The organism is Dendronalium sp. ChiSLP03b, from assembly GCF_034531165.2.
GTDB classification, from domain to species: domain Bacteria; phylum Cyanobacteriota; class Cyanobacteriia; order Cyanobacteriales; family Nostocaceae; genus Dendronalium; species Dendronalium minutum.
Window position 1 is genome coordinate 1 of the sequence record NZ_JAVRBR020000064.1, and the last position, 25,253, is coordinate 25,253.

20 protein-coding genes and 2 pseudogenes are annotated in these 25,253 nt (G+C 42.9%); 10 read left to right on the forward strand and 12 right to left on the reverse strand.

What is annotated here, in order from left to right:
- The first annotated feature begins 292 nt into the window (after nucleotides 1-292).
- A complete protein-coding gene (locus RMY31_RS16310) occupies nucleotides 293-1,018 on the forward strand; it encodes an alanine--tRNA ligase-related protein (protein ID WP_409878017.1) in 726 nt (241 codons plus the stop codon).
- A 223-nt stretch (nucleotides 1,019-1,241) separates the two neighbouring features.
- Here RMY31_RS16310 and RMY31_RS16315 read toward each other — a convergent pair.
- Nucleotides 1,242-1,391 (reverse strand): annotated as a pseudogene (locus RMY31_RS16315) (IS701 family transposase); the annotation flags it as partial.
- A gap of 144 nt (nucleotides 1,392-1,535) precedes the next feature.
- Here RMY31_RS16315 and RMY31_RS16320 point away from each other — a divergent pair.
- Entirely contained in the window at nucleotides 1,536-1,742 is a 207-nt protein-coding gene (locus tag RMY31_RS16320; RefSeq protein ID WP_409878018.1) for a hypothetical protein, read from the forward strand.
- Between the two features lie 259 nt (nucleotides 1,743-2,001).
- Nucleotides 2,002-2,373, forward strand: a pseudogene (locus RMY31_RS16325) (IS4 family transposase); the annotation flags it as partial.
- A gap of 373 nt (nucleotides 2,374-2,746) precedes the next feature.
- Here RMY31_RS16325 and RMY31_RS16330 read toward each other — a convergent pair.
- Together RMY31_RS16330 and RMY31_RS16335 are read right to left on the reverse strand one after the other, a co-directional pair.
- Nucleotides 2,747-3,178: a hypothetical protein gene (locus RMY31_RS16330; protein WP_322665993.1), complete on the reverse strand. Its 432-nt coding sequence runs from the start codon at nucleotides 3,176-3,178 to the stop codon at nucleotides 2,747-2,749.
- A gap of 123 nt (nucleotides 3,179-3,301) precedes the next feature.
- Nucleotides 3,302-4,174, reverse strand: coding sequence for a zinc metalloprotease HtpX (locus RMY31_RS16335; protein WP_322665995.1), 873 nt, complete (start codon nucleotides 4,172-4,174; stop codon nucleotides 3,302-3,304).
- A gap of 375 nt (nucleotides 4,175-4,549) precedes the next feature.
- Here RMY31_RS16335 and crcB point away from each other — a divergent pair, with 375 nt between their 5' ends.
- The gene (gene crcB, locus RMY31_RS16340) at nucleotides 4,550-4,948 is read left to right on the forward strand and encodes a fluoride efflux transporter CrcB (RefSeq protein WP_322666030.1); all 399 of its coding nucleotides are present in this window, start codon (nucleotides 4,550-4,552) and stop codon (nucleotides 4,946-4,948) included.
- Between the two features lie 608 nt (nucleotides 4,949-5,556).
- Here crcB and RMY31_RS16345 read toward each other — a convergent pair.
- On the reverse strand, nucleotides 5,557-7,026 hold the full coding sequence (locus RMY31_RS16345) for an aminotransferase class I/II-fold pyridoxal phosphate-dependent enzyme (RefSeq protein ID WP_322665997.1): 1,470 nt from the start codon (nucleotides 7,024-7,026) through the stop codon (nucleotides 5,557-5,559).
- Nucleotides 7,027-7,819: 793 nt separating this feature from the next.
- On the opposite strand from RMY31_RS16345, the gene RMY31_RS16350 reads away from it, so the two are divergent.
- The 3 genes from RMY31_RS16350 to ychF all read left to right on the forward strand — a co-directional run bounded on the left by RMY31_RS16350 (nucleotide 7,820) and on the right by ychF (nucleotide 11,008).
- Nucleotides 7,820-9,388, forward strand: a complete 1,569-nt coding sequence (locus RMY31_RS16350; RefSeq protein WP_322665999.1) for an alkaline phosphatase — start codon at nucleotides 7,820-7,822, stop codon at nucleotides 9,386-9,388.
- 269 nt (nucleotides 9,389-9,657) lie between these two features.
- The gene (locus RMY31_RS16355) at nucleotides 9,658-9,879 is read left to right on the forward strand and encodes a hypothetical protein (RefSeq protein ID WP_322666004.1); all 222 of its coding nucleotides are present in this window, start codon (nucleotides 9,658-9,660) and stop codon (nucleotides 9,877-9,879) included.
- Between the two features lie 37 nt (nucleotides 9,880-9,916).
- Nucleotides 9,917-11,008 carry a redox-regulated ATPase YchF gene (gene ychF, locus RMY31_RS16360; protein WP_409878019.1) on the forward strand — a complete coding sequence of 364 codons (1,092 nt, stop codon included), beginning with the start codon at nucleotides 9,917-9,919 and terminating at the stop codon, nucleotides 11,006-11,008.
- Between the two features lie 273 nt (nucleotides 11,009-11,281).
- Here ychF and RMY31_RS16365 read toward each other — a convergent pair whose 3' ends face one another.
- The 5 genes from RMY31_RS16365 to RMY31_RS16385 form a co-directional block, all read right to left on the reverse strand.
- Entirely contained in the window at nucleotides 11,282-11,419 is a 138-nt protein-coding gene (locus RMY31_RS16365) for a hypothetical protein (protein ID WP_409878020.1), read from the reverse strand.
- A gap of 40 nt (nucleotides 11,420-11,459) precedes the next feature.
- The gene (locus tag RMY31_RS16370; protein ID WP_322666010.1) at nucleotides 11,460-12,227 is read right to left on the reverse strand and encodes an SDR family oxidoreductase; all 768 of its coding nucleotides are present in this window, start codon (nucleotides 12,225-12,227) and stop codon (nucleotides 11,460-11,462) included.
- A gap of 145 nt (nucleotides 12,228-12,372) precedes the next feature.
- Entirely contained in the window at nucleotides 12,373-12,867 is a 495-nt protein-coding gene (locus tag RMY31_RS16375) for a hypothetical protein (RefSeq protein ID WP_322666012.1), read from the reverse strand.
- A gap of 185 nt (nucleotides 12,868-13,052) precedes the next feature.
- Nucleotides 13,053-15,215 (reverse strand): pentapeptide repeat-containing protein, encoded by a 2,163-nt coding sequence (locus tag RMY31_RS16380; protein ID WP_322666014.1) that lies wholly within the window; start codon nucleotides 15,213-15,215, stop codon nucleotides 13,053-13,055.
- A 55-nt stretch (nucleotides 15,216-15,270) separates the two neighbouring features.
- Entirely contained in the window at nucleotides 15,271-15,615 is a 345-nt protein-coding gene (locus RMY31_RS16385) for a hypothetical protein (RefSeq protein WP_322666016.1), read from the reverse strand.
- Between the two features lie 601 nt (nucleotides 15,616-16,216).
- Here RMY31_RS16385 and RMY31_RS16390 point away from each other — a divergent pair.
- On the forward strand, nucleotides 16,217-16,663 hold the full coding sequence (locus tag RMY31_RS16390) for a hypothetical protein (protein WP_322666018.1): 447 nt from the start codon (nucleotides 16,217-16,219) through the stop codon (nucleotides 16,661-16,663).
- Nucleotides 16,664-16,764: 101 nt separating this feature from the next.
- On the opposite strand, the gene RMY31_RS16395 is transcribed toward RMY31_RS16390, so the two are convergent.
- From RMY31_RS16395 to RMY31_RS16405, 3 genes are all read right to left on the reverse strand, one after another.
- Entirely contained in the window at nucleotides 16,765-17,199 is a 435-nt protein-coding gene (locus tag RMY31_RS16395) for an RrF2 family transcriptional regulator (RefSeq protein WP_322666020.1), read from the reverse strand.
- Nucleotides 17,200-17,403: 204 nt separating this feature from the next.
- Entirely contained in the window at nucleotides 17,404-17,823 is a 420-nt protein-coding gene (locus RMY31_RS16400) for a hypothetical protein (RefSeq protein WP_322666022.1), read from the reverse strand.
- Nucleotides 17,824-17,875: 52 nt separating this feature from the next.
- Nucleotides 17,876-18,358 (reverse strand): adenosine-specific kinase, encoded by a 483-nt coding sequence (locus RMY31_RS16405; protein ID WP_322666024.1) that lies wholly within the window; start codon nucleotides 18,356-18,358, stop codon nucleotides 17,876-17,878.
- 651 nt (nucleotides 18,359-19,009) lie between these two features.
- Here RMY31_RS16405 and RMY31_RS16410 point away from each other — a divergent pair.
- Nucleotides 19,010-19,156 carry a hypothetical protein gene (locus RMY31_RS16410; protein ID WP_322666026.1) on the forward strand — a complete coding sequence of 49 codons (147 nt, stop codon included), beginning with the start codon at nucleotides 19,010-19,012 and terminating at the stop codon, nucleotides 19,154-19,156.
- Between the two features lie 767 nt (nucleotides 19,157-19,923).
- Nucleotides 19,924-25,253, forward strand: a 5,330-nt coding sequence (locus RMY31_RS16415; RefSeq protein ID WP_409878021.1) for an amino acid adenylation domain-containing protein, incomplete at its 3' end; no start/stop codon positions are given.

The following is a 25,253-nucleotide window of genomic DNA, read 5'->3' on the forward strand; positions in this document are numbered from 1 at the left end:
AATAAATTGGGAAATGATGGTCTCCCGACTTGAGCAAACTGGCGTTGTGTTATCGCGTAGCGTAACGCACCAAAACCATAGGATGGTGCCAGAGGCATAACGCACCTACGTGTATTTCAAAAATCAAATATGAGTCCTATAGTTCATCGAGAACTCACTGAAAATAACTTACATATTTTAGTAAAAATGCTTTTAACCTAAGCATTAACTGAGTATTTAGATAGTTTATTTATTCGTGATTTATTGTATTTTTTAAATAATCGTTATCAAAATCAAGTAGAGAGATTTATCTATGTCTACAGTACTTGCTTATCTTAAAGACACCTATAAATTTACTGATAAGGCTCACATTGAGTATGTTGCCAATGATGAGCGAGGTGATTATTGTGTACTTGATAGAACTGTGTTTTATCCGCAGGGTGGTGGTCAGCCTTCAGATATAGGCACTATTGAAGCAAAAGGAGTTCAGCTTCCCATCACTTTCGTAAGCTTTGTAGATGGAGATGTTCGTCATTATGGAGATTTTTCATCTGTATCCTTAGAAAAAGGCGAAGAGGTAACTTTATATGTTGATGAAGCCCGTCGTATTCAAAATGCTAAGGCTCATACAGCTGGACATCTTATGTACACTATAGTCGAATCCCTCGATCAAAATCTAATCGCAGTTAAAGGGTATCATTTTCCGGATGGTTCTTATGTAGAGTTTCAAGGAAGCCCTTCGTTTGAAAATACGGAAACATTTATTGCTGAAGTTAATACAAAAATTATTGAAGCTTTAAATGAAACTAGCAGAGTAGAAGCTTCACTGATTACGCCAGAAGAATTAGCAGTGCGTTGGTCTAACATCCCTAATAATTTACCTCCAGGAAAACCTTTGAGAGTAGTGACAATTGACAATCTTCATCCAACTCCATGTGGGGGGACTCATTTAAAATCACTTAATGAATTAAAAAGTGTAGTAGTTACTAAAGCAAAACGTCAAAAAGGAAATCTTAAAATCAGTTATAAATTTGAATGAGAAGGAGTCAGAAGACAGAATACCCCATGCCTGAAGTCAGGGCGCTCGCCGTCAGAGAATACAAGTAAAGATAAGACAGTTAAAATTTAAATAACAGTAAAAATAATGGAAACCATAGTTAAATAATATGATAATACTGTTGTCTTTAAATAAGAGTATCGCTTATAAAAATAGAAAAATTCTTATTTTTAAAGATTGACTTGACTATGAGATATCAAGTCGTGCGTTTTATATCGGAAACACACCCTATGTGCAGGTACTTCAAAGCCTCGAAGCTCCTAACATCTGAAAACAGAGTTTTATACCACTGACAATATTCGTCCACAAATTTGACTGTTGGTACAGCTCTTCGATGCTCTATTACGATTATCATTATCATGCTACTCTGCAAGTAGGATTTGCTAACAGAAAAAATTATGTGAAACTCAATTAATGCAAGTAATTGAGCGATTCTAAAAAACCGTGAGCAGCAGTCGTCAAACGCTCTCGAGATCATGCTAAAAAGAAGCAACGACCAATGGTAGAAGACGAAGTAATTGCTTTTCAACTAGAGCAGTTACTGACACCGGCCATCACATCACAGGAAAATTACTACCGTCAACTGGGATTAAGAGACAGGATTCTCAACTTACCATTAATGGTGGCAGCAGTGCTAACTCCAGTAGACCGAAAAGTTTGGCGATCGCTGTTTCGTGAATACCTGTTTAGATGGATTTTTGTGTAAAAATCGTAGTTTTAGATACTAGTGTTAAATTGCTTAGCTGACCTAAAACATAAGTAAAGCTAATAAATCAGCCAAGAGTAAGAGCAAATCTGGCACCAGAATATGGTTATTCTGTTATTGTAGAGAATTTTGTCAAAGAGTTGCGTGAAAATTGAGCTAGAGGAATATCTGGTTTGACTATGACCGCAATTACCACTCCAGTTTTAACTGATAATAAAACCTTGAACGAAGTAGTTAACTGTTTAACAGAAAACATTCCAATTATTTATGGACTGGCTCTGTTAATGGTGTTCAATTACAGATTTGGGGAACTTGGTTATTTTATGCTGTGTTAATTGATTTAGGAGATGCTGTCGCCGACGAACTTGCTTTACCTTTTGACTCGATTTCTTTAGAAATGATTTATCGCGGTCTTTACCATTTTTATATTGCTCATCAAAAAGGTCTCGCTTCTAACCCTATCAAATATTTTGCTGCGCCAGAAAATCAAGATTTAGGTATTGTTAAACGACAACGAAAACCCAACGTCAGGTTAATTGTCGCACCCTTAAGAGGAAAGCAACGAGGCACACCTGAATTTTTCTTTCAAGCACCTTCTAAAATCCCCTTGACAACTGGCTTACAACCTTAACTTGTGATCAATGCTTTGTGCTTAGGTTTCACTGGTACTCTCTCTAGTTTTCGTCGAGCTATTGCTGATTTCCAAGATGCGAACAGCGAGCAACTACCCTTTTTTTCTCCAAACTAATCCTGGAAATTTTGGAGCAAAAAATCCCTCCAAGACAGGGCAGAACAAATCCCAGAGTAGTCAAAAAACCTCGTTCTAAGTTTCCATCTAGAAAACCAATCCACAGAGGAGCGGGTACTAAACGTCAACCACTCACTTTTTTTATTCTCAATACTGCTTAATTCTTAACCGAGAAGTATTGGGACATGATATCAATGGGGTTCAAAACATAAAGGGCGCAAGGTTTTGCGCCCCTGATATTTTACCTTTTCTCTACTTAACTTTGAGAGCGCGGGTCATTGAAAGCTTCCCAGGCGGCTTTAGCAGCTTTTTGCAGGCGTATGCTAAATTCTGCCACTTCTTTCATCAACAAATGCCAGTTTTTCTCAGCTTCGTCCTGAAATACTACCCAAGTGTATTCTAAGCGATCGCCTGCAATAAATTTTTCTCCTTCTATAGCTCTTCGCGCTTGACGCACAGCATTTAAATAGGTTTCGCGGGTCAGTGTACCTGCTGAATTTGCCTCAGCTTGTGCCCGTCTTCTTAACGCTTCAATCAGCGCTTTGGTTTCGCGCTTCACTTCATCAGTTTCGCCAGCCATCTCGGCTTCCACAAGTGCGTGAGTTTGAGGACTGATTTCTACAATTACTGTAGATTCGACGGATTCAATTATTGTAGTTTCGCTTGGTTCGATGTTGTTAGCAGTCATAGTTGAAAAATCCTTAATTGCTACCTTCTTATCGAATAAGAACTGCACCCTATAATGATTAGCCATTAATCACTGGTGATTTCACAAAGAAAGGACAAATGATAAATGACTAATAACAAAAACCTAATAAGCTCTAGTCGGCAGTTGTTGCTCTAATTTCAGCAATTGTTCAATTCGCACCTCTGTAGGAGGATGGCTAGAGAACAAGTTACCCAGAAATTGTCCAGAGATGGGATGGATAATTAACAGCGGCTCAAACGCTGGATTAGCATTTAAAGGCATTTGCCGTGCTGTAGCTTCTAACCTTTGCAATGCACGGGCTAAGGCGCGAGGATTACCAGTCAATTTAGCAGAACCAGCATCAGCAGAAAATTCCCGTGTACGCGAGATAGCCAGCTGAATGATTGTGGCAGCTAACGGCGCAAGTAGTACGGTTAACAACACACCTAAAGGATTACTACCTCTGTTGTCATGTCGCGATCCTACACCACCAAACCATAGGCTGTAACTAACCATTTGGGCTAAAAACGAAATCGCACCAGCAACTGTGGCAGCAACTGCTTGGGTTAGGGTATCACGATTAATAATATGGGTCAGCTCGTGAGCAATAACGCCTTCCAATTCGTCTTCTGGCAATATATTCAAAATACCTTCGGTGACAGCAACAGCAGCGTGTTCTGGATCGCGCCCCGTGGCAAAAGCGTTAGCAGTTTGACTAGGAACTATATAAACTCTTGGCATAGGTATATTAGCGCGTTGAGACAATCTCTGCACTATCCTATAAAGTCCCGGCGTTTCCGCCTCACTCACAGGTTGAGCGCGGTACACTGCTAGCGCAATTTTATCTGATTGATACCAAGAAAACAGGTTTGTTAGTGCTGCTAAGCCAATTCCTATAATTAAGCCACTAGTACCGCCAATTACCCAGTAACTAATTGCGATTAGAAGCCCACTCAACGCAGCTAGCAAAGCAGCTGTTTTCAATTGATTTCCCATATTTTCGCTCTCCTGCTAATGCTGTATTAATTTTTGTAAGTTTTTCTAGACAACAGCATCACTTAAGCCGCACTTTGATTTTATCTAGCTAAACTCAGATATATAGTGCAGAAAACCTGTCAGATAAGTACGGTTTTCCTACTTATCTTGTGGTAATATCATCAAATTCAAACAATTAATAATATTTACTATTTTAAATATTAATTAACAATTAAAGCAGGAATCATAAACAAGAAAATTACACATCTATCTTTGGATGTATATTTTTAATTGCTGAGATAGTGCGTAGGCGTAGCCCGTCGTAGACATCGCTTGACTTGTTCCCAGTTAATGGAGTTGAATCATCCAAAGGGGCAACTCGATCAAAAATTGAACATGCTACAACAAGCAGAAATTCGTATTCCGATCGCTATTAGTTTAGGTGCGATTGTAGGTGCTTTAAGTCGTTACTATTTAACATTGTGGTTTGCCCAATACTTCGGCACCAGTTTTCCCTATGGCACTTTTTTCATTAATCTCAGCGGCTGTTTAGCTATGGGATTCTTCGCCACCTTGGCAGTAGAAAAAGTGGCGATTATTTCCCCAGAAATACGATTAATGGTAGCCACAGGATTTTTAGGAGCATACACAACTTTTTCTACCTATGGTTTAGATACCATTGGCTTGTTGCGTAGTGCTACTTGGTTATCTGCAACTACTTATTGGGCTGGTAGTGCCATACTAGGAATCATTTGCGTTCAGCTAGGCATTATTATCGCTAGATTGTGGGAGTAAGCAGAAAAAGGTAAAAGGTTAAAAAGGTTTGTTGACTAATAATTATGAGAATCTGAAAACAATTAACAATCAAAATTGGTGAGTTAAATTATTACACTACTTACGGGCAGTTTGCTCAAGTAAGTAGAACGGCGTAAATATTTGTAGTTGGGATGAGGCAGGAGGCAGGAGGTGAGGCAGCGCGGTCTGGGGAGCCACTGCGTTGGGCGGCTTTGCCGACTTGAAGCAAGTGGCGTGGTTTCCCCCATGAGCGACTGCCGTTAGCGCAGCGTTAGCGACGCAGGAGCGTCACCCGAAGGGCAGAAGGCAGGAGGAAAGAGAGTTTTAGCCTCGTTTATCTTTCTTAATATGGTTGTGTTTTTTCCCACCGACTTACTTAGCTCTATCTAAATTATCTTAGAAATAATCACACTCATTTGGTTAGAGTTAAAAATTCAATAAAAATCTACATCCCGTAGCGATACCAGGGCAAACGCACGTAAAACCTGAAACCCTTGCGGGACAAGGATATTGATGAAAAAAGAGACTCAATTATAAAACGCCCAAACCCTTGCCATTAAAGGATTCTTATACTTTAGATGCGTTTGCCCTGGTAGCGATACCTAGCGTTAATTTTTGACAACTTTTAAAGTTTTGAGGCTAGTATCTGCATAACCACCAATAAATCCACCCATCGCTTGAATTTGTCGCAGATATTCTAAAGCTGCTTTGGTAATTACTTCTCCTGGCATTAAAACAGGAATACCTGGAGGGTAAGGACAGACGATTTCAGCACAGATGCGATCGCTTGTGTATTCTAATGCTAAAGTCTCACTAACAGCAAAAAAAGCTTCACGAGGTGAAAGCCTAGATTCATAATTATTAGCCTGCCAAGATAGGCTAAGTTTGTGTCGCTGCGACTTTAGTTGTAAGACATATTTATTAGCTATTGTGGTGAAACCTTGTACTAATTGCTGAATATCTGCTTGGGTGTTGCCCAAAGTAATAATAAAAGTAAGATTTTGGAGTGACGAAAACTCAGCAATAACACCCATTTCATCTAAAATTTCCTCTACTACAAATCCGGTTAAACCCAAGTCAGACACGTTAACAGTTAGCCTTGTTTTATCTAAAGCCAGAAAGCTAGGTGATAATTCTGCTTTTGCAGGTATCTCTAAAACAGCTAATCCCGGAATTTGGCTGATTTTGGTTCTAGCTTCATCCGCAAGTTGCAAAGTACGAGACATCAAATCTTTTCCATGCACTGCAATTTGCTGACGTGCAGCATCTAGGGAAGCTAAAAGTAAATAACTAGGACTAGTAGACTGCACGAGTTGCAAGGCTTTACTCACTCGGTCAAAATCTATCCTGTTCCCTTGGACGTGCAACATTGATGCCTGTGTCATTGCACCAAGTACCTTGTGAGTAGATTGTACAGTTATATCTGCACCTGCGGCTAAAGCTGGAGTAGGTAATTCAGGATGAAAAGTAAAGTGTGCGCCGTGGGCTTCGTCTACAAGTAAAGGAATATCATATTGATGGGTAATGTGGGCGATCGCTGCGACATCTCCACAAACGCCGTAATATGTTGGGTAAACTGTCAACACTGCTTTAGCATCCGGATGCTGTTGCAGGGCAGATTGTACAGCACTGGGCGTTATACTGTGGGCAATATCTAAAATGGGGTCATATTCAGGATTGATAAAAATTGGTATGGCACCGGAGAGAATTAGACCGGCGATCGCAGAGGAATGCACATTTCGAGGCAGAATAATTTTATCGCCCGTGCCACAGGTAGTGAGAATTGCCGCTTCAATGCCACAAGTAGAACCATTGACAAGAAACCATGTTTGTAAAGCACCAAACGCCTCAGCCGCTAATTCTTGCGCTTCTTGAATAACACTTTGCGGTGCAAAAAGATTATCTAACGCTGCTAATTCCGTTAAATCAGCCAGAAACACAGCTTTGCCTAGTAAATCAGCCAAGGGTTGAGAAATTCCTTTGCCTCGCTTGTGTCCTGGAGTGTAAAAAGGAGCATGGGAACTTGCCGCACAGGCTTTTAAGGCATTTAATAAGGGTGTATGGTTTTGATTGAGCATGAAGAAGAAAATAGAGTTTTGAGAGAGTATTTATCGGAACTTAAACAGTTTTGAGAAAGAAATAAGCCTCAAAGCCATACAGAGTAAGAATGCCACCAAACTTGAGGGTGTTCAACACGTTTGAACAGGAGATGGTGAGTGGATTTCATTTCACCAAATTGTTCTTGAGTACCCATTAGATAGGCTAAAAGGGATGAGTTAATCAATAATCTTTTTTTACAAAAACCTAAAGAAATTTATTATTAAGGTGAAAATAAGAAACAATACTATTCGTGGCTACTGTAACATTAATCGAATTAGAGTCTCTCAAAAAGAGGCACAGAGTTTAGGTACTCATGCTAGTAAAATTTGCCGCCAAAAGGGTTGTTCAATTAGAAAAATTGCAGATCGGAGACCCGGGGAAATTAATTAATACCTATCCTGTTGAAATATTGGACGAGGTTATCGAATTCTATCAAAATAAAAAAATAGAGTAAGTCGATCTAAAATCTTGAAGTAGGGATGGAACACAAAATATCTCATTCCTACTTAAGTTTAATTTTCTTCGATTTCTAACTGATAAATCCTCAAAGAAGGATGCCCTGTCATCAATCGCCAGCAACAATGTTTTGAAGGTGATGATGTCTTGTATTCAACAATCATTGGTCATCTATCAAACTTAACATCATCTTAATCTGCACTTGATTCTGGGATAGTACGTTCCTTTTATTTGGTTGAGCAAACTGGAGAGCAGTTAATCAAGCCACTGAACCTCTGAAAGTTTGCCAACCATATCTACATTTCAGTAGGGGTGATGGAATTTATGGATTGCGACCTGCTATCAAATCGTTGCAGACGACGGAATTTTTTGCTGGGTGCAGGATTCTTTACAGGGTTAGCGGTGGCTAGCCAAGAACTTCCAGCATTGGCGAAACCGAGGTTTTCTGACTATCCATTCAAACTTGGTGTTGCCTCTGGCGATCCGCTGCCCGATGGTGTTGTTTTATGGACGCGGCTAGCTCCCGAACCACTCTATGGTGGTGGAATGCCACTCAGAAATGTTGTGGTGCGGTGGCAAGTTGCACTTGACGAAAACATGAGAAAGGTTGTGCAACGCGGAACAGTACTAGCGACTCCAGCATTAGCACATTCTGTACATGTTGATGTGCGTGGACTAGAACCTGGCCGTTGGTACTGGTATCAATTTCAAGTTGGCAGTGAAGATAGCCCCATTGGGCGGACTCGTACACCTGGGGCTTTTAATAATGCCATTAAGCAACTAAACTTCGCCTTTGTCTCTTGCCAAGACTGGCAAAACGGCTTTTACACAGCTTATCGGCACATAGTTAATGAAGAACTCGACCTTGTTGTGCATCTGGGTGACTACATTTACGAGTACGGCCCGCAATCCGGCGGCCCGCGCCAGCATAATAGTCCAGAAATCGTAACTCTCCAAGACTATCGGAATCGCCACGCCCTTTACAAAACCGATCCAAATTTGCAAGCTGCTCATGCTGCCTTCCCCTGGATAGTCACTTGGGACGATCATGAAGTTGAAAACAACTATGCCAACTTGATACCCGAAGAAAACCAAAGCCAACAAGCATTTGTGACTCGGCGAGCCAATGCTTACCAAGCATACTACGAACATATGCCGCTGCGTCGGTCTTCGCTACCCAACAGAGCAGACATGCAACTGTATCGACGGTTGACTTTCGGTGACTTAGCTGAGTTCCACGTGCTAGACACACGCCAATACCGCACTGACCAACCTTGTAATGACGGACTCAAACCCCGCTGCATCCAAGCCTTGGATGCAAATGCTACTATGACCGGAGCAAAGCAAGAGCAGTGGCTATTTCGGGGGCTAGACAAATCGCGATCGCGCTGGAATGTAATTGCTCAGCAGACCATGTTAGCTGAATACGATTTTGATGGTCGTCCAGAGATTGGAGTATTTAACATGGATCAGTGGGACGGTTATGTAGCTGCACGCGATCGGCTCTTGAGTTTTCTCAATCAGCGCCAACCCTCTAACCCGATTGTGATTACCGGAGATATCCATTCCAGTTGGGTACATGACCTGAAACTTGACTTTAAGAACCCAGCCTCAGCCACAGTCGGTACTGAGTTTGTGGGAACCTCAATTACCTCCGACTTTCCAACATCGTTCATCGCCCCAGTTCAAGCCGCACTCAGCGATAATCCCCACACCAAATTCTTCGATGGTGCTTTCCGGGGCTACGTTCGGTGCAAACTTACTCAAGAACGTTGGCAAAGTGACTACCGCGCTGTATCTAGCATCATTGATCCGAATGCCTCTATCAGTACCCTAGCTTCGTTTGTAGTTCAAAATGGTCAACCAGGCGCACAGCGGATGTGATTAAATCTCAAGAGAAATAAACCGAACCCTCCAGATTCTATTTGGGGGGTTCTTTAAAGTAGACGAGGAGACAAGCGAGTATGGGAGGCAGGGGGAGATAAAATTAATGATTCCTAACTCTCCATCTTAAGAACTGAGTCCCGATGCAGTTGATAGCAATAGCGGTAAATTATTAAGGAAAGTGGGTTAAGTATAGCTATTTAGGGAGATGTCAGCAGTTTTAGTTATCATCTAGCTTGGGAAAGTCGAATAATTTAATCAGGTTTACCATGATTTATCCCACGGCTATTTCCATACCCGAACCACAGATTCCCAATCCTGAACCAAACCCCTTACCTAGTCCCGAACCCATACCCGGGCCAACAATTCCCCAACCAGTTCCAGGGCCTGTACCAGAACCAGTTCCGGGGCCAATTCCCCAGCCGATTCCAGGGCCAATTCCTCAGCCAGTTCCGGGGCCAATTCCCCAGCCGATTCCCGAACCTGTTTAAATTATCTTTGTAGTAGAATCCAAAATCTAAAATCCAAATGCTAAGAGCCGGAATTGTCGGACTTCCCAACGTCGGAAAATCTACTTTATTTAATGCCGTAGTTGCTAATGCCAAAGCAGAAGCGGCTAACTTCCCTTTTTGCACGATTGAACCGAATGTCGGCGTTGTCGCAGTACCGGATGAGCGGTTAAATGTGCTTTCGCAAATTTCCGGTTCGGCACAAATTATCCCAGCACGTGTCGAGTTTGTGGATATCGCCGGTTTGGTTAAAGGTGCAAGTCAGGGTGAGGGATTAGGAAATCAATTTCTATCCCACATCCGGGAAGTTGATGCTATTGTCCATGTAGTGCGTTGTTTTGAGAATGACGATATTATTCACGTTGCTGGTTCTGTCGATCCAGCACGAGACATTGAAATTATTAATTTGGAGCTAGGTTTAGCAGATTTAGCACAAATTGAGCGGCGAGTTGACCGCACTCGCAAACAAGCTCGTACCAGTAAAGACGCACAATTTGAAGTAACAGTACTGGAAAAATTAGCTGCTGCTTTAAATGAAGGTAAATCAGTGCGTCAGGTGAGTTTGACTGAAGAAGAAGCAGAGATTATCAAAGGACTAGGACTACTGACCAATAAACCAATTATCTACGCCGCCAATGTCTCTGAGGATGACTTGGCAACGGGTAATGCATTTGTAGAAAAAGTCCGGCAAATTGCGTCACAAGAAAATGCTCAAGTTGTTATAGTTTCTGCTCAAGTAGAAGCTGAATTAGTAGAATTACCAGAAGAAGATAAAGCTGATTTTTTGGCATCGTTGGGTGTGGAAGAAGGGGGCTTGAAATCTTTGATTCGTGCTACCTACACTCTTTTAGGATTGCGGACATATTTTACCAGTGGTCCCAAAGAAACCCGCGCTTGGACGATTCATGCGGGGATGTCTGCACCTCAAGCAGCAGGTGTAATTCATAGTGACTTTGAACGAGGATTTATTCGCGCTGAAACCGTTGCGTATAAAGATTTAGTCGCCAATGGCTCCCTAAACGCTGCGAAAGAAAAAGGGTTAGTTCGCAGTGAAGGTAAAGAGTATGTTGTACAGGAAGGGGATGTAATGTTATTCCGATTTAACGTGTAGGTTTAGCAATCCCCAGACAGAAACATCTCAATTGGCAAACAAATCATTGACAAGGATCGGGGAGATGAGGAGTACAAGGGAGATAAAGAAAATAATTCCTGCCCTTCGGGTGACGCTCCTGCGTCGCTAACGCTGCGCTAACGTCAGTCGCTCATGGGGGAAACCACGCCACTTGCTTCAAGTCGGCAAAGCCGCCCAACGCAGTGGCTCCCCAAGACGGCGCTGACTCACCTCCTGCTTCACCTTCTGCCCAATCTAAAATCACGCCACTTGCTACCCTGCGGGAACGCGCTTGAGCGAACAAGTCGGCAAAGCCGACGACAGTCGCCTAAAGGCGGGAAATCCTTTCGGCAGTTCCTCATGGGGGTTTCCCCCATGAGGAACTGCCTCACCACGGCGCTGTCTCCCCAACGCAGTGGCTCCAAAATCTCAAATTGGTATAAGCAATGCCCTATGACCGTAAATAACTGGCTCCATTCACATCGACAATCGCGCCTGTGAGAAACTCAGCACTCTCACAAGCAAGGAAGAGGACTGTATGCGCCACTTCCTCTGGGCTGGCTACACGATTTAAGGGACTTTGCTGGTGAATTGCCTTACCCCTAGGACTTTCTAAAACTGCACGTGTCATATCGGTTTCTACCCAACCAGGAGCCACAGCAGTTACAAAAATGTTATGGGGAGCCAAATGTAGTGCTAGAGACTGGCTAAAGGCATTAAGGCCCGCTTTACTAGCTCCATAAGCTGTGGCTGTAGGCTCCCCCCGAAATGCACCACGCGAAGTTACATTAATAATTCGTCCGCTATGGCGTTCTATCATGTGTCGAGCAACACAGTAGGAAACATTGACCGCACCCAGCAAATTAACACCAATTGTCTGTTGCCAAGCAGCTTGCCAGTCCTGATAATTGGTTTGGTTTAGGGGATGTTCCTGATAGATGCCAGCGTTATTAACTAAGATATCAATGTGTCCTAACTGTGCGATCGCTTGGTGTACCATTTGCTCTATGGCAATGGGATTAGCCAGATCGGCCTGCACCAAAATGTGACCCGTGCCTGCCAAAGATTCCCGAACTTGCTCAGCTGCTTGTTTGTGCTGATGGTAATGAACTGCCACACGCGCGCTGGCTTGGGCAAAAGCAGTTGCCACCGCCTGTCCTATCCCCCGCGAAGCACCAGTAATTAGTACAGTTTTTTCAGTAAAATTGAAGTTGAGCATAAATATTAAATTTATATACCCCCCGAGGATTTACAGCCAAGGGGGGCGATCGCCAAGATGAAATATATAGGCAAATTCTGACTCAGCTTTGCTCCACGACTGTCGAATTGCCTGTGAGAAATTTGTGATTCTTTTCAATTGCCGATTAAAATCGCAAACCGACACCACCTTGCACAGAGACAGCCGTACCACCGCTATTGCGGTAGGCATCGAAAGCAATAATAGCATTACCAAAAAGGACAGTATTACTATTGGGGACAACGTAATCAATTCCTGGCTGTAAGGCAAAACTAATTTTGTCGCCTACAGGAGAAGAACCACCACCACCAGCCAACACCAATCCCGCTCCCAAGTAGGCATCAGTTTGCCAGTTCAAAGGAAAGTCGTAAGAAACTGTTGGTACAACTGCTGTATTATTACCTATTAACGCTTGGGCACGAAAAGAAATTGGTGATTCTAGAAGCTTGTAGCGGAAAGCTAAAACTCCGCCGATTCGAATACCATCAGTAAAGCCGACAGTCGGCCCTATACCAACATAGCTACCATATGCTACTTGAGCTTGGGCTGTTTGAGTGCCCACAGCCAAACTCAAGACTGAGCCAATCCCCAGCACTGAAACCAAATATGGAATGTACTTCATTACCCGATTCCTCACACCATTATGGGTTTTAAAGGTTCTTTTGAATACCTATGTTATCGCTGTTACTGGTCATCGGTAACGGGTAATAGCAAAATAAATTAGAGTATTGGGGATTGGGGATTGAGGTATTAGTTCTTTCTCCCTCATCTTCCCCTGCCTCCCCTGCTCCCCCTGCTCTCTTCCCTCTACGGGCAACGAGGATGAATGCCTCCTTTGGTACAAATGTAAGCTAGTTGCTTAGCATCTAAATTTTTGGCTTGGGAAAAATCAACTCCTTGTACTACAGCAGATACTGAACCTAGGTCTGGTGTTTGCACAAATTGATCTGCGGGATCTTGTTTGGCAGGAGCGAGAATTGCCCCTTGGAAATCAGCGCCTGCGACATTCGCCCCTCGTAAATCTACAAGACTTAGGTCAGCATTTCGCAAGTTGGCGTTTTGCATCTGGGCAGAACGCAAAGTAGCACCAGTTAGACGAGTAGCACTGAGGTTAGCATTGCTGAGATTGGCACGTTCCAAATCGGCTCCGGATAAGTCCGATGCTTGCCAATCAGTTTTAGCTAAGTTAGCCAATGACAATTGGGTGCCGATCGCAATGACGCGACCTAAACGAGCAGCGTACAAATTGGCTTCGTTTAATTTTGCGTCACCTAAATCTGCACCAGTCAGGCTGGCATTTTCCAAAACTGCGCTTCGCAAATCTGCTCCCACTAGTTGGGTACTGCTGAGGTTAGCACCAACTAAACGCGCATTAGATAAATTGGCTCTGTTGAGGGTGGCGCGGCTTAAATCGCTACCAGTCATTATGACGCGACTCAGGTTAGCATCACTGAAATTAACTTGTTTCATTTGAGCTTGGCTCAAATCAGCGATGGCATCGTCGTAGGTATCGAAGCGTCCATCGTCACCAGTTGCCCGGAAACGACTACCTTTAAAACTAGCTTGGTTAAGATTTGCAGATTTGAACTTAATTCCAGATAAATCAACGTTCTCTAACACCAAGTTGAAAAAGGAGCTTCCCGCAGTGCCGCTTTGACCTAATTGGGTACGACTGAGGTCGATACCCTCGGACTTACCACTGTAAACAGTAAGAATCTTATTAATTGTCTGCTGGTTTAGTTGTAACCGCTTTTGTCGCAATTCTCGCTCTTGAGGTACACTGCTGCTCGCATCCAACTCGCCAGCCAGGAACTGATTTTTGTTTTTCAATTCGGGAATGGCTTTAAGACCGATACTTGCCAAAGCTTGTTGAATCGTATCCAAGAGAATGGGGTTAGTTTCGCTAACCAGGAGATCCGCAAGGTATTGGATGGACTGCTGGTCATTTAGACCACCCATCGCTAATATTAGACTCTGACGCTCCTCAGTAGTAGCGCCAGAGTTGGGACTTAATTGTTTTACGAGTGCGAGAAACTTTTGGCTATTGATTTGGTTGGTTTCACGCTGGGTTTGCTGAGTTTGGACATAGATTTGAGTGGCTATCAAAGTTGCTAGCACCGCCGTCATGCTTGTCAGCGCTACCCCAAACAGTGTCAGACTAGGATTTTGCCGCATCCGTCGCCACAACGCGGTCAGACTTGTATTTTCCTCCCCAGCGATGGCCAGTACTGGGGTGGCTACTTCTTCTTGTGCCCGATCGGGTTCATTACTCTTCGATGAGGAATGCCCTTTGTTAGCTACCAGGGAGGATGGCATGGGGTGAGTGGTATCGATTGTGTAAGTACCAGCTAGCCAATCGTGCAGTGCGCGACGACCTTGGCGCGCAGGCAAAGCCAACCCTTCTCCTAATACCATCAACACAGCTAAAAACGTGAATAATCCTAAATTCGGAAAGGCAAAGCTGTAACGCCAGAGAATATAGGCGATGGATAGGGGTACAGTCGTTCTACCAAGTCCTTCGCGCACCACAGCTGCCGCTAAACCTGGTGGTGTGCCTTGCTCGTTAACTACCCGTATACCCAACCAACGTTTGGGGATAGTACTACCTGTTTTACCTAGTAAATACAGTTGCCACCACGAGAGCGTTAGAGGTGCTAACAGAGCTACTGTCCACAAGAAATTAGTTGGCCATGCGACGTTACGGATACCATAGCTAGCAGGCAAAGCTAAAGGTCGAGCGATCGCTCTTTCCGTTACTACCAGCACGGGATTGAGTGGCACTCGATCTAACTCACTTCTAGAATTAGCAAACGTACCAAGACCGAAGGGAACCAAGCCACTGGCAACCACCAGTGTAATTTCAGCCGTCCAAGCAGCAAAGCGCCTGGTTACAAACGGCAGCGAATTGGCTCTTTCCGATTCTTGCGTTCGTCTAGATTTATTACTTCTCCTCACAATTGGGGTCGCCATTACATAATTCCCTTTAACTTTATATTTACGCCGCTTTCGGCGCAGTTAACATAGTCTATTGCTTATTCTGAAAGCTACCAGACACAAAAAATTTGTATCCAACATACACTAACAACGCCAATACTGCCAGACTAATTGCCGATGCAACAAGTTTCAGCACTGCTTGCACCATTGCAAAGCCTAAAAGCACCGCCACACCCACAAATACGACCTTGCTCATTCCAGACAAGTTGTCGAACCACAGTTGCGATCGCGTGAAGTGCGATTTTAAGTTGCTAAAACTAGACTGAGATGTCTTGTTTGGTGCTTGTGGTTGTCCAACCTCCTTAGACGAGGAGTTGATTTCTGCCTCTAGCTTTTGGAGGCGACGTTGTAAGTCTTCTTCTGGTTGATAATTCATCAATCTTTTTTAGCTCAGCTAGGATACTGTTCAATAACAGACTAACCAAATTCGATTTTTGGCGGTTGTCTAGTGATTTTAGCTAATGTCTGTGCGAGAAAGACCTCTCTTTGGACTGGGTACTGGGGACTGGGACAAGGGAAAGGGCAACGTCAGGGGCAAGGGGGAAAGGAATTAAACAAAGTTCTCCCCCTTTCCCCTTTACCCGAATGGCACGCTCGATAAACGCAAACCCTGAATGTGACTAGATGAGCGGGTGTAAGGGGGTAGGGATATAAGGCAAAGAACGCTTGTTTGAAATCAAGATACAAGTGAGTTAGTAGGCGGCAAGCTTCTGCTCTACACCCTTTCATAGCAATGGTTTCACCTTTACCCCTCTTGCCTAGTACCCTAGTACAGAGTCACTAATCCCTAATCCCTGATTCCTAGTCTTCTGAAACCAGTCACTTCATACCATTTTCATATTTAGCCATATAGTGATTAATTTACTAGAGAAAAATTTATACACCGCACTAAGGAACCTAGACGGATTGCCCTCGTCTATTAACTCAGCCTATTTATATCAATATCGCTCTAGAAATAGTCGGGAGCATCAATTAACATGAAGACGCGTAGACTATTGACATTTGTTCCCGCAGCTTTGGCGATGAGTTTAGCGCTGACCGAGCCTATTTTGGCTGAGATACCATCGATCCAAATTACTCCCAAGTTACAATCAGATCCGCTGGTTTTGAATGGTAAATCCGGAGGATCGGTTCAAAGCGATTGCGGCAACATTCCCAATGCACCCAGTCAAATTATCCAGGTTAGTGACTCACTGCCTTACTTACGATTAACAGTAGATAGTCCTGGACAACCAACTTTACTAATTGATGGGCCTGGAGGACGCTTCTGTGTTTTAGCAGATCGTTACTCCGAAACTAAGCCAGAAATGTCTGGTTACTGGCAAGCTGGAAAATACTTGCTGTATATCGGCGAATTATCTCAAAGTCAGTATAACTATACCCTCTCGATTTCGCAACAACAGAAACTGAAGAAGGGGAATTAGGGACTAGGGACTGGGGATTGAGGACTGAGATATTAATTCTTTCTCCCTCATCTCCCCCTGCTTCCCCAGCCTCCCCTGCTCTTTCTATCCAGTCCCCAGCACTAAATATAGTACATAAGCTCTTTGTGACGATGGATGTCTCGTCGCTCACAAAGGTCTTGGAGTGTATATTTTTGCAGAACAGCATTAGCTGCCTGACGAGCCTCATGCCAAATTTCTTGGATTACCTGAGTTTCTACGGTTGTAGTATCGCTATCCAAAGCAGGCGCAGTATCTACGCCTTCCATGCAGGTAAAAGCCTCTAGCAGTGTAATACTCCGGGGATCTCGTGCCAAAACATAGCCACCTTTGGCACCACGTATGCTCTTAATCAGACCCCTACGCCTTAATGTCGCGAGTAATTGTTCTAGATAGCGGTTTGGTATATGTTGTAGCACTGCTATCTGCCGGATTTGCAGAGATTCGCCACTAGAATAACGAGTTGCTAATTCTAATAGCGCTAGAAGTGCATATTCAGATTTGTTAGAGATTTCCACAGGCGTAATTCACACCTAAAACTTTCAAGTTGCTGATAAAATTCAACTTAGCTAATGCTAAATGAAACTTAACACTCAACTTTTAATTAATGGGTCAATTATATATTAAAGACTCTAAATTGATAGAAGCAAATATTTTTACTTTTTAATTTCATAAATAAAAGTAATGCTAGTTTAGGGTTAAAATACAGAAGAGCTACTGTGTTACTTTAACACCCGAGGCATTAGCATCCATTGGAATGCAACAAAATTCAATAGCAAACCAATCAGAAACAAAAGCACCACTAAGACGATTTGATACCAGATGACTTGGGGCAGAAGTAAATCCGCAACCAGATGAATTAAATTCATAACGCTGTAAAACACAGTTAAGCCAAAATGAATTACTCTATAGCGTCTGGAATCGGTGAAGGTGGTAGCAATAATTGCCAGCATTGGTAGCACAAAAAAGCCTAACATCAACCACATAATTCCAGAAATATCACCAATTGATGTAGCTGTTTGCGATTCAATAACGCTTAAACCGTGGAAAATCGGCATTAAACCCAGTTGGGTATGAAATAGCAATCCAAGTAGAAATACTACCCAGAGAGTAATAATTTTTTCTCGATAATTGACTGTCATATTCTCCGGCTAGCTCCATTTGCCATCGAATGATTGTGATGAAAGTTAACCGCTATAGCTTATAACCAATTTGGCGGAGAAACTGTTGACGCGCCTGCACGTCCTCTGTTGCTTCTACTCCCTTGGGTGAAAATCCATCGATAAGACCGAGAATTCCTCGCCCTTGATCTGTTTCCGCCACAATTACTTGTACTGGATTGGCTGTAGCACAATAAATCGTGCAGACTTCTGGACACTGCTTAATAGCATTGAGGAAGTTGATGGGATACGCCTCTTTCAGTAAGATAATGAAACTGTGACCTGCGGCAACAGCTTGAGCATTTTTAGTTGCCACGTCTTGCAAAAAGCGATCGTTTCCGACAATTCTAATTAAGCAGGGGCCTGATGCTTCACAGAAAGCGATACCAAATTTTACTTGTGAGGATGTCCCCACCATAATTTCATATAGGTCTTCCACAGTTTTGATAAAGTGGGTTTGCCCTAAAATGAGGTTACAACCTTCAGGAATTTCGATGGTAACTGATTTGAGTTCCATGTTTCTTTTGACCTCGTAGCGATATGGCGGTTCTTGGTTGTGTGCAATATGCTCTTGGTTATGTATTCAGGAGCATTATTCTGGCTCCTGGTTTTTTTTGAGTTGCTTTACTTCATTCATTTGAGATCGCTATGATGTGATGTCTACAAATATTAACTTCGTTTTGTTACTACAGGTTCTCCACCTAAGATTTGCGAATCTAAGTAATTGTTTTCACAATAAAAAAAGAAGTTGAAGATTTTGTGAGGAAACAAGGGGAGTAGGGCGTTGGGAGTGGAAACGAGTACTACAATATGCCAGTGGTTGAAGTGCGATCGCTATTCATTCCACTTTATCAGCACTCCATCTACTGCCACAAAACCCCACTACGGAAACCTCACCACTAATTTCTTGATTAAAATCCGCAATGCTGGATCATCGTCCCAGGGACTTCCAAATAAAAAAATAATCAATCGCTTGGGGGAGCAGGGGGAGCAGGGGAGGCAGGGGGAGAAGAAATTGGATACTGGTATTGGATGCAGGAATTGAGTAATTTAATTATTGGATGTCCCCCAGCACGAGAGCAAAAACTCAAACCCTGGATTCTCCTTCAATACCTCCGCCATCTTCAGCCGTTCCATCCGCCAGGGTCTAGCCTTCGACCTTGCTGCGATGCCTCACTTGACCACTTGTCAGAATTTGGCGCAGGCGCGGCGGAAACGGATAGTGCTGGCAATGTCAGGAGGGGTCGTTTATACACCCGATGGGGAGGCTGTGGAGTTGCAGGAGATGATGCGGCGGTTTCCGGTGGGAGAGTAAAAGCGTTTTGCGATAAGTATTTTCATTGTTTACGTTTAATGTGAATTAAAGCAGTTCATAGTGCAGAAGCGGTAGACTCCAGCAAAGCACAAAGCAAGTGCCTCTCACTATCTGCATGATTTTTTAGTTAGTTACACATTAAGTTACAACTAGTAATTATTATTTATTAATTGTTTCAAATATTTTAATTATCTGCTTAACTGTCTTAAATGTCTTAACTGTCCACATCAAATGTCCACTTAACAATCTTAACTGTCTTAAATGTCTTAACTGTCTACTTAACTGCTATTACATTTTATTGATAAGACTAATTAACTGTCTTTAACTCCTATTGCATTTTGTAGCTCAAGCTGAGAGTATTCTGTAGTCCTATAAAAATGAATAAACACGTAAAAATTGTACTTTTTGAATATGAAACATATACTTTACTCGTATTAATAATGTTTGACTAACAATATAAAGATGTGAGGTTAATTAAAGGTAAAATCGTTAAAAAAACTTACTATTCTAGGTCTTCTAGGTGTAATTTTTGTAATTCTAACGGTTACATGAAATAGTAACACCTTAAAAAAATGGATTAGCCTCAAACATTTGGAGTATGAGTTAGAGCTTACCTATGCTGTGATTAATAGAATTTTAACGAAAGTCAAAAGGGAAACTACAGTATGCAAAGTGTAAAATTTAATCTTCATTATTCTGCTTAATTATTTGTTACTTACTTATAAATTGGCTCTACAACTTACTTTTCAATATTTAAAGGTATTCTAATGAACACAGTTAATAAAACAAGTTTTTCGCTTTCATATGGACAAGAAGCAATGTGGTTCATTTACCAAATTGCTCCAGAGAGCGTTGCTTATAATATATTTATTACAACAAAAATTAATTCTTATTTAAATTTTGCTACTGTCGATTGCGTTTGGAAAAAAATTATTGAAAAGCATCCTATCCTCAGAACAACATATACTAATTGTAAAGAAAATCCCGTTCAGCAAGTTAATCAAAACCATAATTTTAGTATTGAAGTAATAGATGCCAGCAGTTGGAGTGAAGACCAATTAAAAGAGAATATATTTGCTATAGCTGACCGCCCTTTTAACTTAGAAAAAGATGCAGTTTTAAGGGTGAATTTATTTACTCTTTCAGAAAAAGAACACATTCTCTTGCTCACAATGCACCATATTGCCGGGGATATGTGGTCTTTTGACTTACTGCTGAGTGAATTTCAAGCTTTATATACCAAAGAAATTGAGCAAGCTAATCAAGAGCAGACAGAGGTAGCAGATTCTTTCAGCAGTAATAAATCTTATGCCGATTTTGTCCACTGGCAAGCGGAAATGTTATCCAGTTCTAAGGGAGCAAAACTGTGGCAATATTGGCAAAAAAAATTAGCTGGTGAATTGCCTATACTGAATTTGCTTGCAGATAAACCCCGCCCCCCAGTACAGACTTATCGAGGGGCATCACATATTATCAAGCTGGATGAACAGTTAACTCAAAAACTCAAGCATCTAGCTCTCGCTTTTAGAACAAGCCTTTATCAGATTCTACTAGCAGCATTTTACGTCCAACTTTACCGCTATACCAATCAAACAGACATCCTCATAAGTAGCCCAATGAGAGGTCGGTCGGGTAAAGAGTTTAAAGAGATGGTCGGCTACTTTGTCAACCTGACCGTTTTACGCACTTCCATACAGGAAAACGCTACATTCACAGAATTTCTCGCTCAAGTCAGCAAGACGGTCAGAGAAGCCCAAAAGCATCAAGATTATCCCTTCTCTTTATTAGCAGAACAACTCCAGCCACAACGGGATCTTAGTCGTTCTCCTTTATGTCAAGTGAGTTTCACTTGGCAACGACATACTTGGTACGAACTAAAAGAGAACTTACTGCACAGTCAAGCACAAGTGCTGGAGATAGAGCCATACTTGCTCGGACATCAACGGGGTGCAGATTTGGATCTGAACTTAATGGTGATGGAAGCTCAGGAAGTGTTGCAAATTTGTTGGCAATACAATACTGACTTGTTTGAGGCGACTACAATTGAGCGGATGGCAGGGCATTTTGTAACACTGCTGGAAGCTATTGTAAACAATCCTCAAAAACAGATTTGGCAATTACCTCTGCTGACACAAGTTGAGCAACAGCAGTTATTAGTTGAGTGGAACAACAATCAAGCTAATTACCCAAGGGATAAGTGTATCCATCAGTTGTTTGAGGAGCAAGTTCAGAGAACACCCCATGCAGTGGCGGTGGTGTATGAAGATGAACAACTCACCTATGATGAATTGAACTGTCGCGCTAACCAACTGGCAAACTATCTACAAACATTGGGAGTAAAACCAGATACTTTAGTGGGTATTTGTGTAGAACGCTCCTTAGAAATGGTGGTGGTGCTATTGGGGATTCTCAAAGCGGGTGGGGCTTACGTACCGCTTGACCCTGAGTATCCGAGCGAACGCTTGAGTTTTATGTTAGAAGATGCTCAAGTTGCGGTACTGCTGACACAACAAAGATTATTGGAAAAATTACCGCAGCACCAAGCGCAGGTTGTCTGCTTAGATACTGACTGGCAATCTATTTCTGCGTTAAGCCAAGACAATGCCACTACCTCTGTGCAAGCAGATAACTTGGCTTATGTAATTTATACCTCTGGTTCAACTGGTCAGCCCAAGGGAGTGATGTTGACTCACCGCAACCTTTGCAACCATATGTCCTGGATGCAAAGAACATTCCCTCTTACTGAACAAGACAAAGTGCTGCAAAAAACTTCCTTTAGCTTTGATGCTTCAGTTTGGGAATTTTACGCGCCTTTGTTAGTAGGCGGACAGTTGCTATTAGCTAAACCAGGAGGTCATGCTGACCCTGTTTACTTATTAAACTTAATTGCTCAACAACAGGTTACTACTGTTCAGTTTGTACCATCCTTGTTACAAATACTCGTAGAACAAGGAGGACTGGAAAATTGTCACTCCCTCAAACATATTTTCTGTGGCGGTGAAGCCTTAGCTGTGGCTTTGCAAGAGAAAGTGTTAAGTAGTCTCAACGTCAACTTGCATAATCTCTATGGGCCGACAGAAGCTTGTATTGATACAATCTTCTGGACTTGCCAGCTAGGAATTGAGCAACAATCTGTCCCCATTGGTCGCCCCATAGCCAACACCCAAGTCTACATTTTAGACGAGTATTTGCAACCAGTACCCATAGGTGTACCGGGAGAACTACACATTGGCGGTGCAGGGTTAGCAAGAGGCTACCTCAACCGCACAGAGTTAACACAACAGAAATTTATCCCCAACCCATTTGGTGGAAGCAGGGGGGAAGAACGCCTGTATAAAACTGGGGATTTAGTACGTTATTTAGCTGATGGTACAATCGAATACCTGGGACGTATCGATAATCAAGTAAAAATACGCGGCTTCCGCATTGAGTTGGGCGAAATCGAAACAGCCCTGAGCCAATATCCCCACGTACAAGCCAATTGTGTCATCGCCCGTGAAGACGTTCCAGGGAACAAAACCCTAGTCGCCTACATTGTGGCTCAAAAAGAGCAGACACCCAAAGTTAACGAACTGCGTAGCTTCCTTAAGGAAAAGTTACCAGAATACATGGTGCCAAATGCCATAGTTTTCCTAGAAGCTCTACCCTTGACACCCAATGGCAAAATAGACCGCCGCGCCCTACCAAAACCAGAGTTAGACGGCACACTGTTAGAAAAATATGTCGCCCCACGCACACCAACAGAAGAACTACTAGCCCAAATTTGGGCGCAAGTGCTGAAAGTAGAGCAAGTTGGCATTCATGATAACTTCTTTGAACTAGGCGGACACTCGCTACTAGCAACGCAACTCGCTTCACGCATTCGCAACATCTTCAAAGTGGAACTACCACTGCGTAAGTTATTTGCTGCTGCAACAGTAGCCGAATTAGCCCAATTGATAGGGCAGTTACAACAACAAACAAGAGAACTATCTGCACCACCCATTTTAACTAGAGCAGAAAACGCAGAACTTGTACTATCTTATGCCCAACAGCGTTTGTGGTTCTTAGACCAATTCGAGCCGGATAGTCCCTTCTACAATATGCCTGAAGCATTACGTTTAGAAGGAACTTTGCAAGTTGCTGCCTTAGAGCAAAGCTTACAAGAAATAATTGCGCGTCACGAAGCGTTACGCACCAACTTCATTACAATTGATGGAACACCAACTCAAGTTATTAGGGAACAGGGGATAGGTGAGACCACTTGCCGTCTTGGCGGCTTCCGTCACGTAGACGCGAAGCGGCTTCCCGTGAGGGTAGGCAAAGTGGCGAACCTGAAGGGGGACAGGGAACAGGGAATAGTCTCAGTTGTTGACTTTAAGCATTTATCTACCAGCGAAAGGGAAATTGCTGCACAGCAATTATTACAACAACAAGCAACTCAGCCTTTTAACCTGGCAACAGAATCATTAATCAGAGCCACATTAATAGTATTGTCCGAGACGGAACACATTTTATTACTGTGTATGCACCACATTGTCTCTGATGGTTGGTCAATGGGTGTGTTTATCTCTGAACTAGCAGCATTGTATAATGCTTATGCTCAAGGTCAAGAGTCACCTTTAGCACCACTGCCAATACAGTACGCAGATTTCGCGCTGTGGCAAAGAGAGTGGTTGCAAGGAGATGTATTACAAACTCAATTGAATTATTGGCAGCAAAAACTTACCGATGCACCAGCCTTATTATCGCTACCTATAGACAGACCCAGACCTGCTGTGCAGACTTACAACGGGACACATCAGGAGTTTGCACTGTCTGCTGAACTAACTAATAAGTTGACAAAACTGGGCCAAGAACAAGGGGTAACTTTGTTCATGATGCTGTTAGCAGCATTTGATACCCTGCTTTATCGCTATACAGGACAAGAAGATATATTAGTGGGTTCTCCAATTGCTAACCGCGATCGCCAAGAGATAGAAGGGTTAATTGGCTTTTTTGTCAATACCCTAGTCATGCGTAGCGACTTGGCAAGCAACCCCAGCTTCAGCGAATTGCTGACTCGCGTCCGGGAAATGGCAATGGAGGCATACTCTCATCAAAACTTGCCCTTTGAAATGCTGGTAGAAGCATTACAACCAGAACGGGATCTCAGCTATACCCCACTGTTCCAAGTAATGTTTGTCCTCCAGAATGCGCCCACATCTGGATTAGACCTAACTGGGTTAAATGTCAGTTCATTCCTCATCAAAGGTAAAACTTCCAGGTTTGATTTAACCTTAATGATGCAGAACACCCCCACAGGATTAAGGGGACTGTGGGAGTACAACACAGACTTGTTTGATGCTAGTACCATTGAGCGAATGACAAGTCATTTCGTCAACTTGCTCGAAGGTGTGACGGCTAACCCACAACAGCGCATTTCTCAATTGCCCTTGCTGAGTGAAACTGAGCAACAACAATTATTAGTTGAGTGGAACGATACAAGAGTTGATTATCCTCTGCATAAGAGCATTCATCAGTTATTTGAGGAGCAGGTAGAACTGACACCAGATGCAGTGGCGGTAGTATTTGGTAATCAACAACTAACTTACTCCCAATTAAACTGCCGTGCCAACCAACTAGCCCATCACTTGCGCTCCTTGGGTGTAGGTGCAGATGTCCTAGTTGGGCTGTGTGTAGAACGCTCAATAGAAATGGTCATCGGACTGTTGGGCATACTCAAAGCGGGGGGGGCTTATGTTCCACTTGACCCCAACTATCCCCAAGAACGGTTGCGGTTTATTGTAGAAGATACTCAAGTTTCCTTATTAGTCACACAGCAGTCACTAGTTGACAACCTACCCCAGCATCAAGCAAGAGTTATCTGTTTGGATACAGAAGCAGCAGTAATTTCTCAGTGCAGCCAAGACAATCTCATTTCTGGCGTACAATCCCATCACTTAACTTACATCATTTATACTTCCGGCTCCACAGGACAACCCAAGGGTATAGCCATGAGTCAGCTTGCCCTTTGCAATCATATCTTGTGGCATCGGGACAACCTCAAAATTACTCGTGGCGCAAAAACCCTGCAATTTGCTTCGGTTAGCTTTGATGTCTCCTTCCAAGAAATCTT

Coding starts and splice junctions, on each gene's coding strand:
- RMY31_RS16320 (WP_409878018.1), top strand. CDS start 1,536: ATGGTAGAAGACGAAGTAATTGCTTTTCAACTAGAGCAGTTACTGACA.
- RMY31_RS16405 (WP_322666024.1), bottom strand. CDS start 18,358: ATGGAACTCAAATCAGTTACCATCGAAATTCCTGAAGGTTGTAACCTC.
- RMY31_RS16330 (WP_322665993.1), bottom strand. CDS start 3,178: ATGACTGCTAACAACATCGAACCAAGCGAAACTACAATAATTGAATCC.
- RMY31_RS16310 (WP_409878017.1), top strand. CDS start 293: ATGTCTACAGTACTTGCTTATCTTAAAGACACCTATAAATTTACTGAT.
- RMY31_RS16345 (WP_322665997.1), bottom strand. CDS start 7,026: ATGCTCAATCAAAACCATACACCCTTATTAAATGCCTTAAAAGCCTGT.
- RMY31_RS16375 (WP_322666012.1), bottom strand. CDS start 12,867: ATGAAGTACATTCCATATTTGGTTTCAGTGCTGGGGATTGGCTCAGTC.
- RMY31_RS16335 (WP_322665995.1), bottom strand. CDS start 4,174: ATGGGAAATCAATTGAAAACAGCTGCTTTGCTAGCTGCGTTGAGTGGG.
- crcB (WP_322666030.1), top strand. CDS start 4,550: ATGCTACAACAAGCAGAAATTCGTATTCCGATCGCTATTAGTTTAGGT.
- RMY31_RS16390 (WP_322666018.1), top strand. CDS start 16,217: ATGAAGACGCGTAGACTATTGACATTTGTTCCCGCAGCTTTGGCGATG.
- RMY31_RS16385 (WP_322666016.1), bottom strand. CDS start 15,615: ATGAATTATCAACCAGAAGAAGACTTACAACGTCGCCTCCAAAAGCTA.
- RMY31_RS16400 (WP_322666022.1), bottom strand. CDS start 17,823: ATGACAGTCAATTATCGAGAAAAAATTATTACTCTCTGGGTAGTATTT.
- RMY31_RS16410 (WP_322666026.1), top strand. CDS start 19,010: ATGCCTCACTTGACCACTTGTCAGAATTTGGCGCAGGCGCGGCGGAAA.
- RMY31_RS16350 (WP_322665999.1), top strand. CDS start 7,820: ATGGAATTTATGGATTGCGACCTGCTATCAAATCGTTGCAGACGACGG.
- ychF (WP_409878019.1), top strand. CDS start 9,917: ATGCTAAGAGCCGGAATTGTCGGACTTCCCAACGTCGGAAAATCTACT.
- RMY31_RS16355 (WP_322666004.1), top strand. CDS start 9,658: ATGATTTATCCCACGGCTATTTCCATACCCGAACCACAGATTCCCAAT.
- RMY31_RS16370 (WP_322666010.1), bottom strand. CDS start 12,227: ATGCTCAACTTCAATTTTACTGAAAAAACTGTACTAATTACTGGTGCT.
- RMY31_RS16380 (WP_322666014.1), bottom strand. CDS start 15,215: ATGGCGACCCCAATTGTGAGGAGAAGTAATAAATCTAGACGAACGCAA.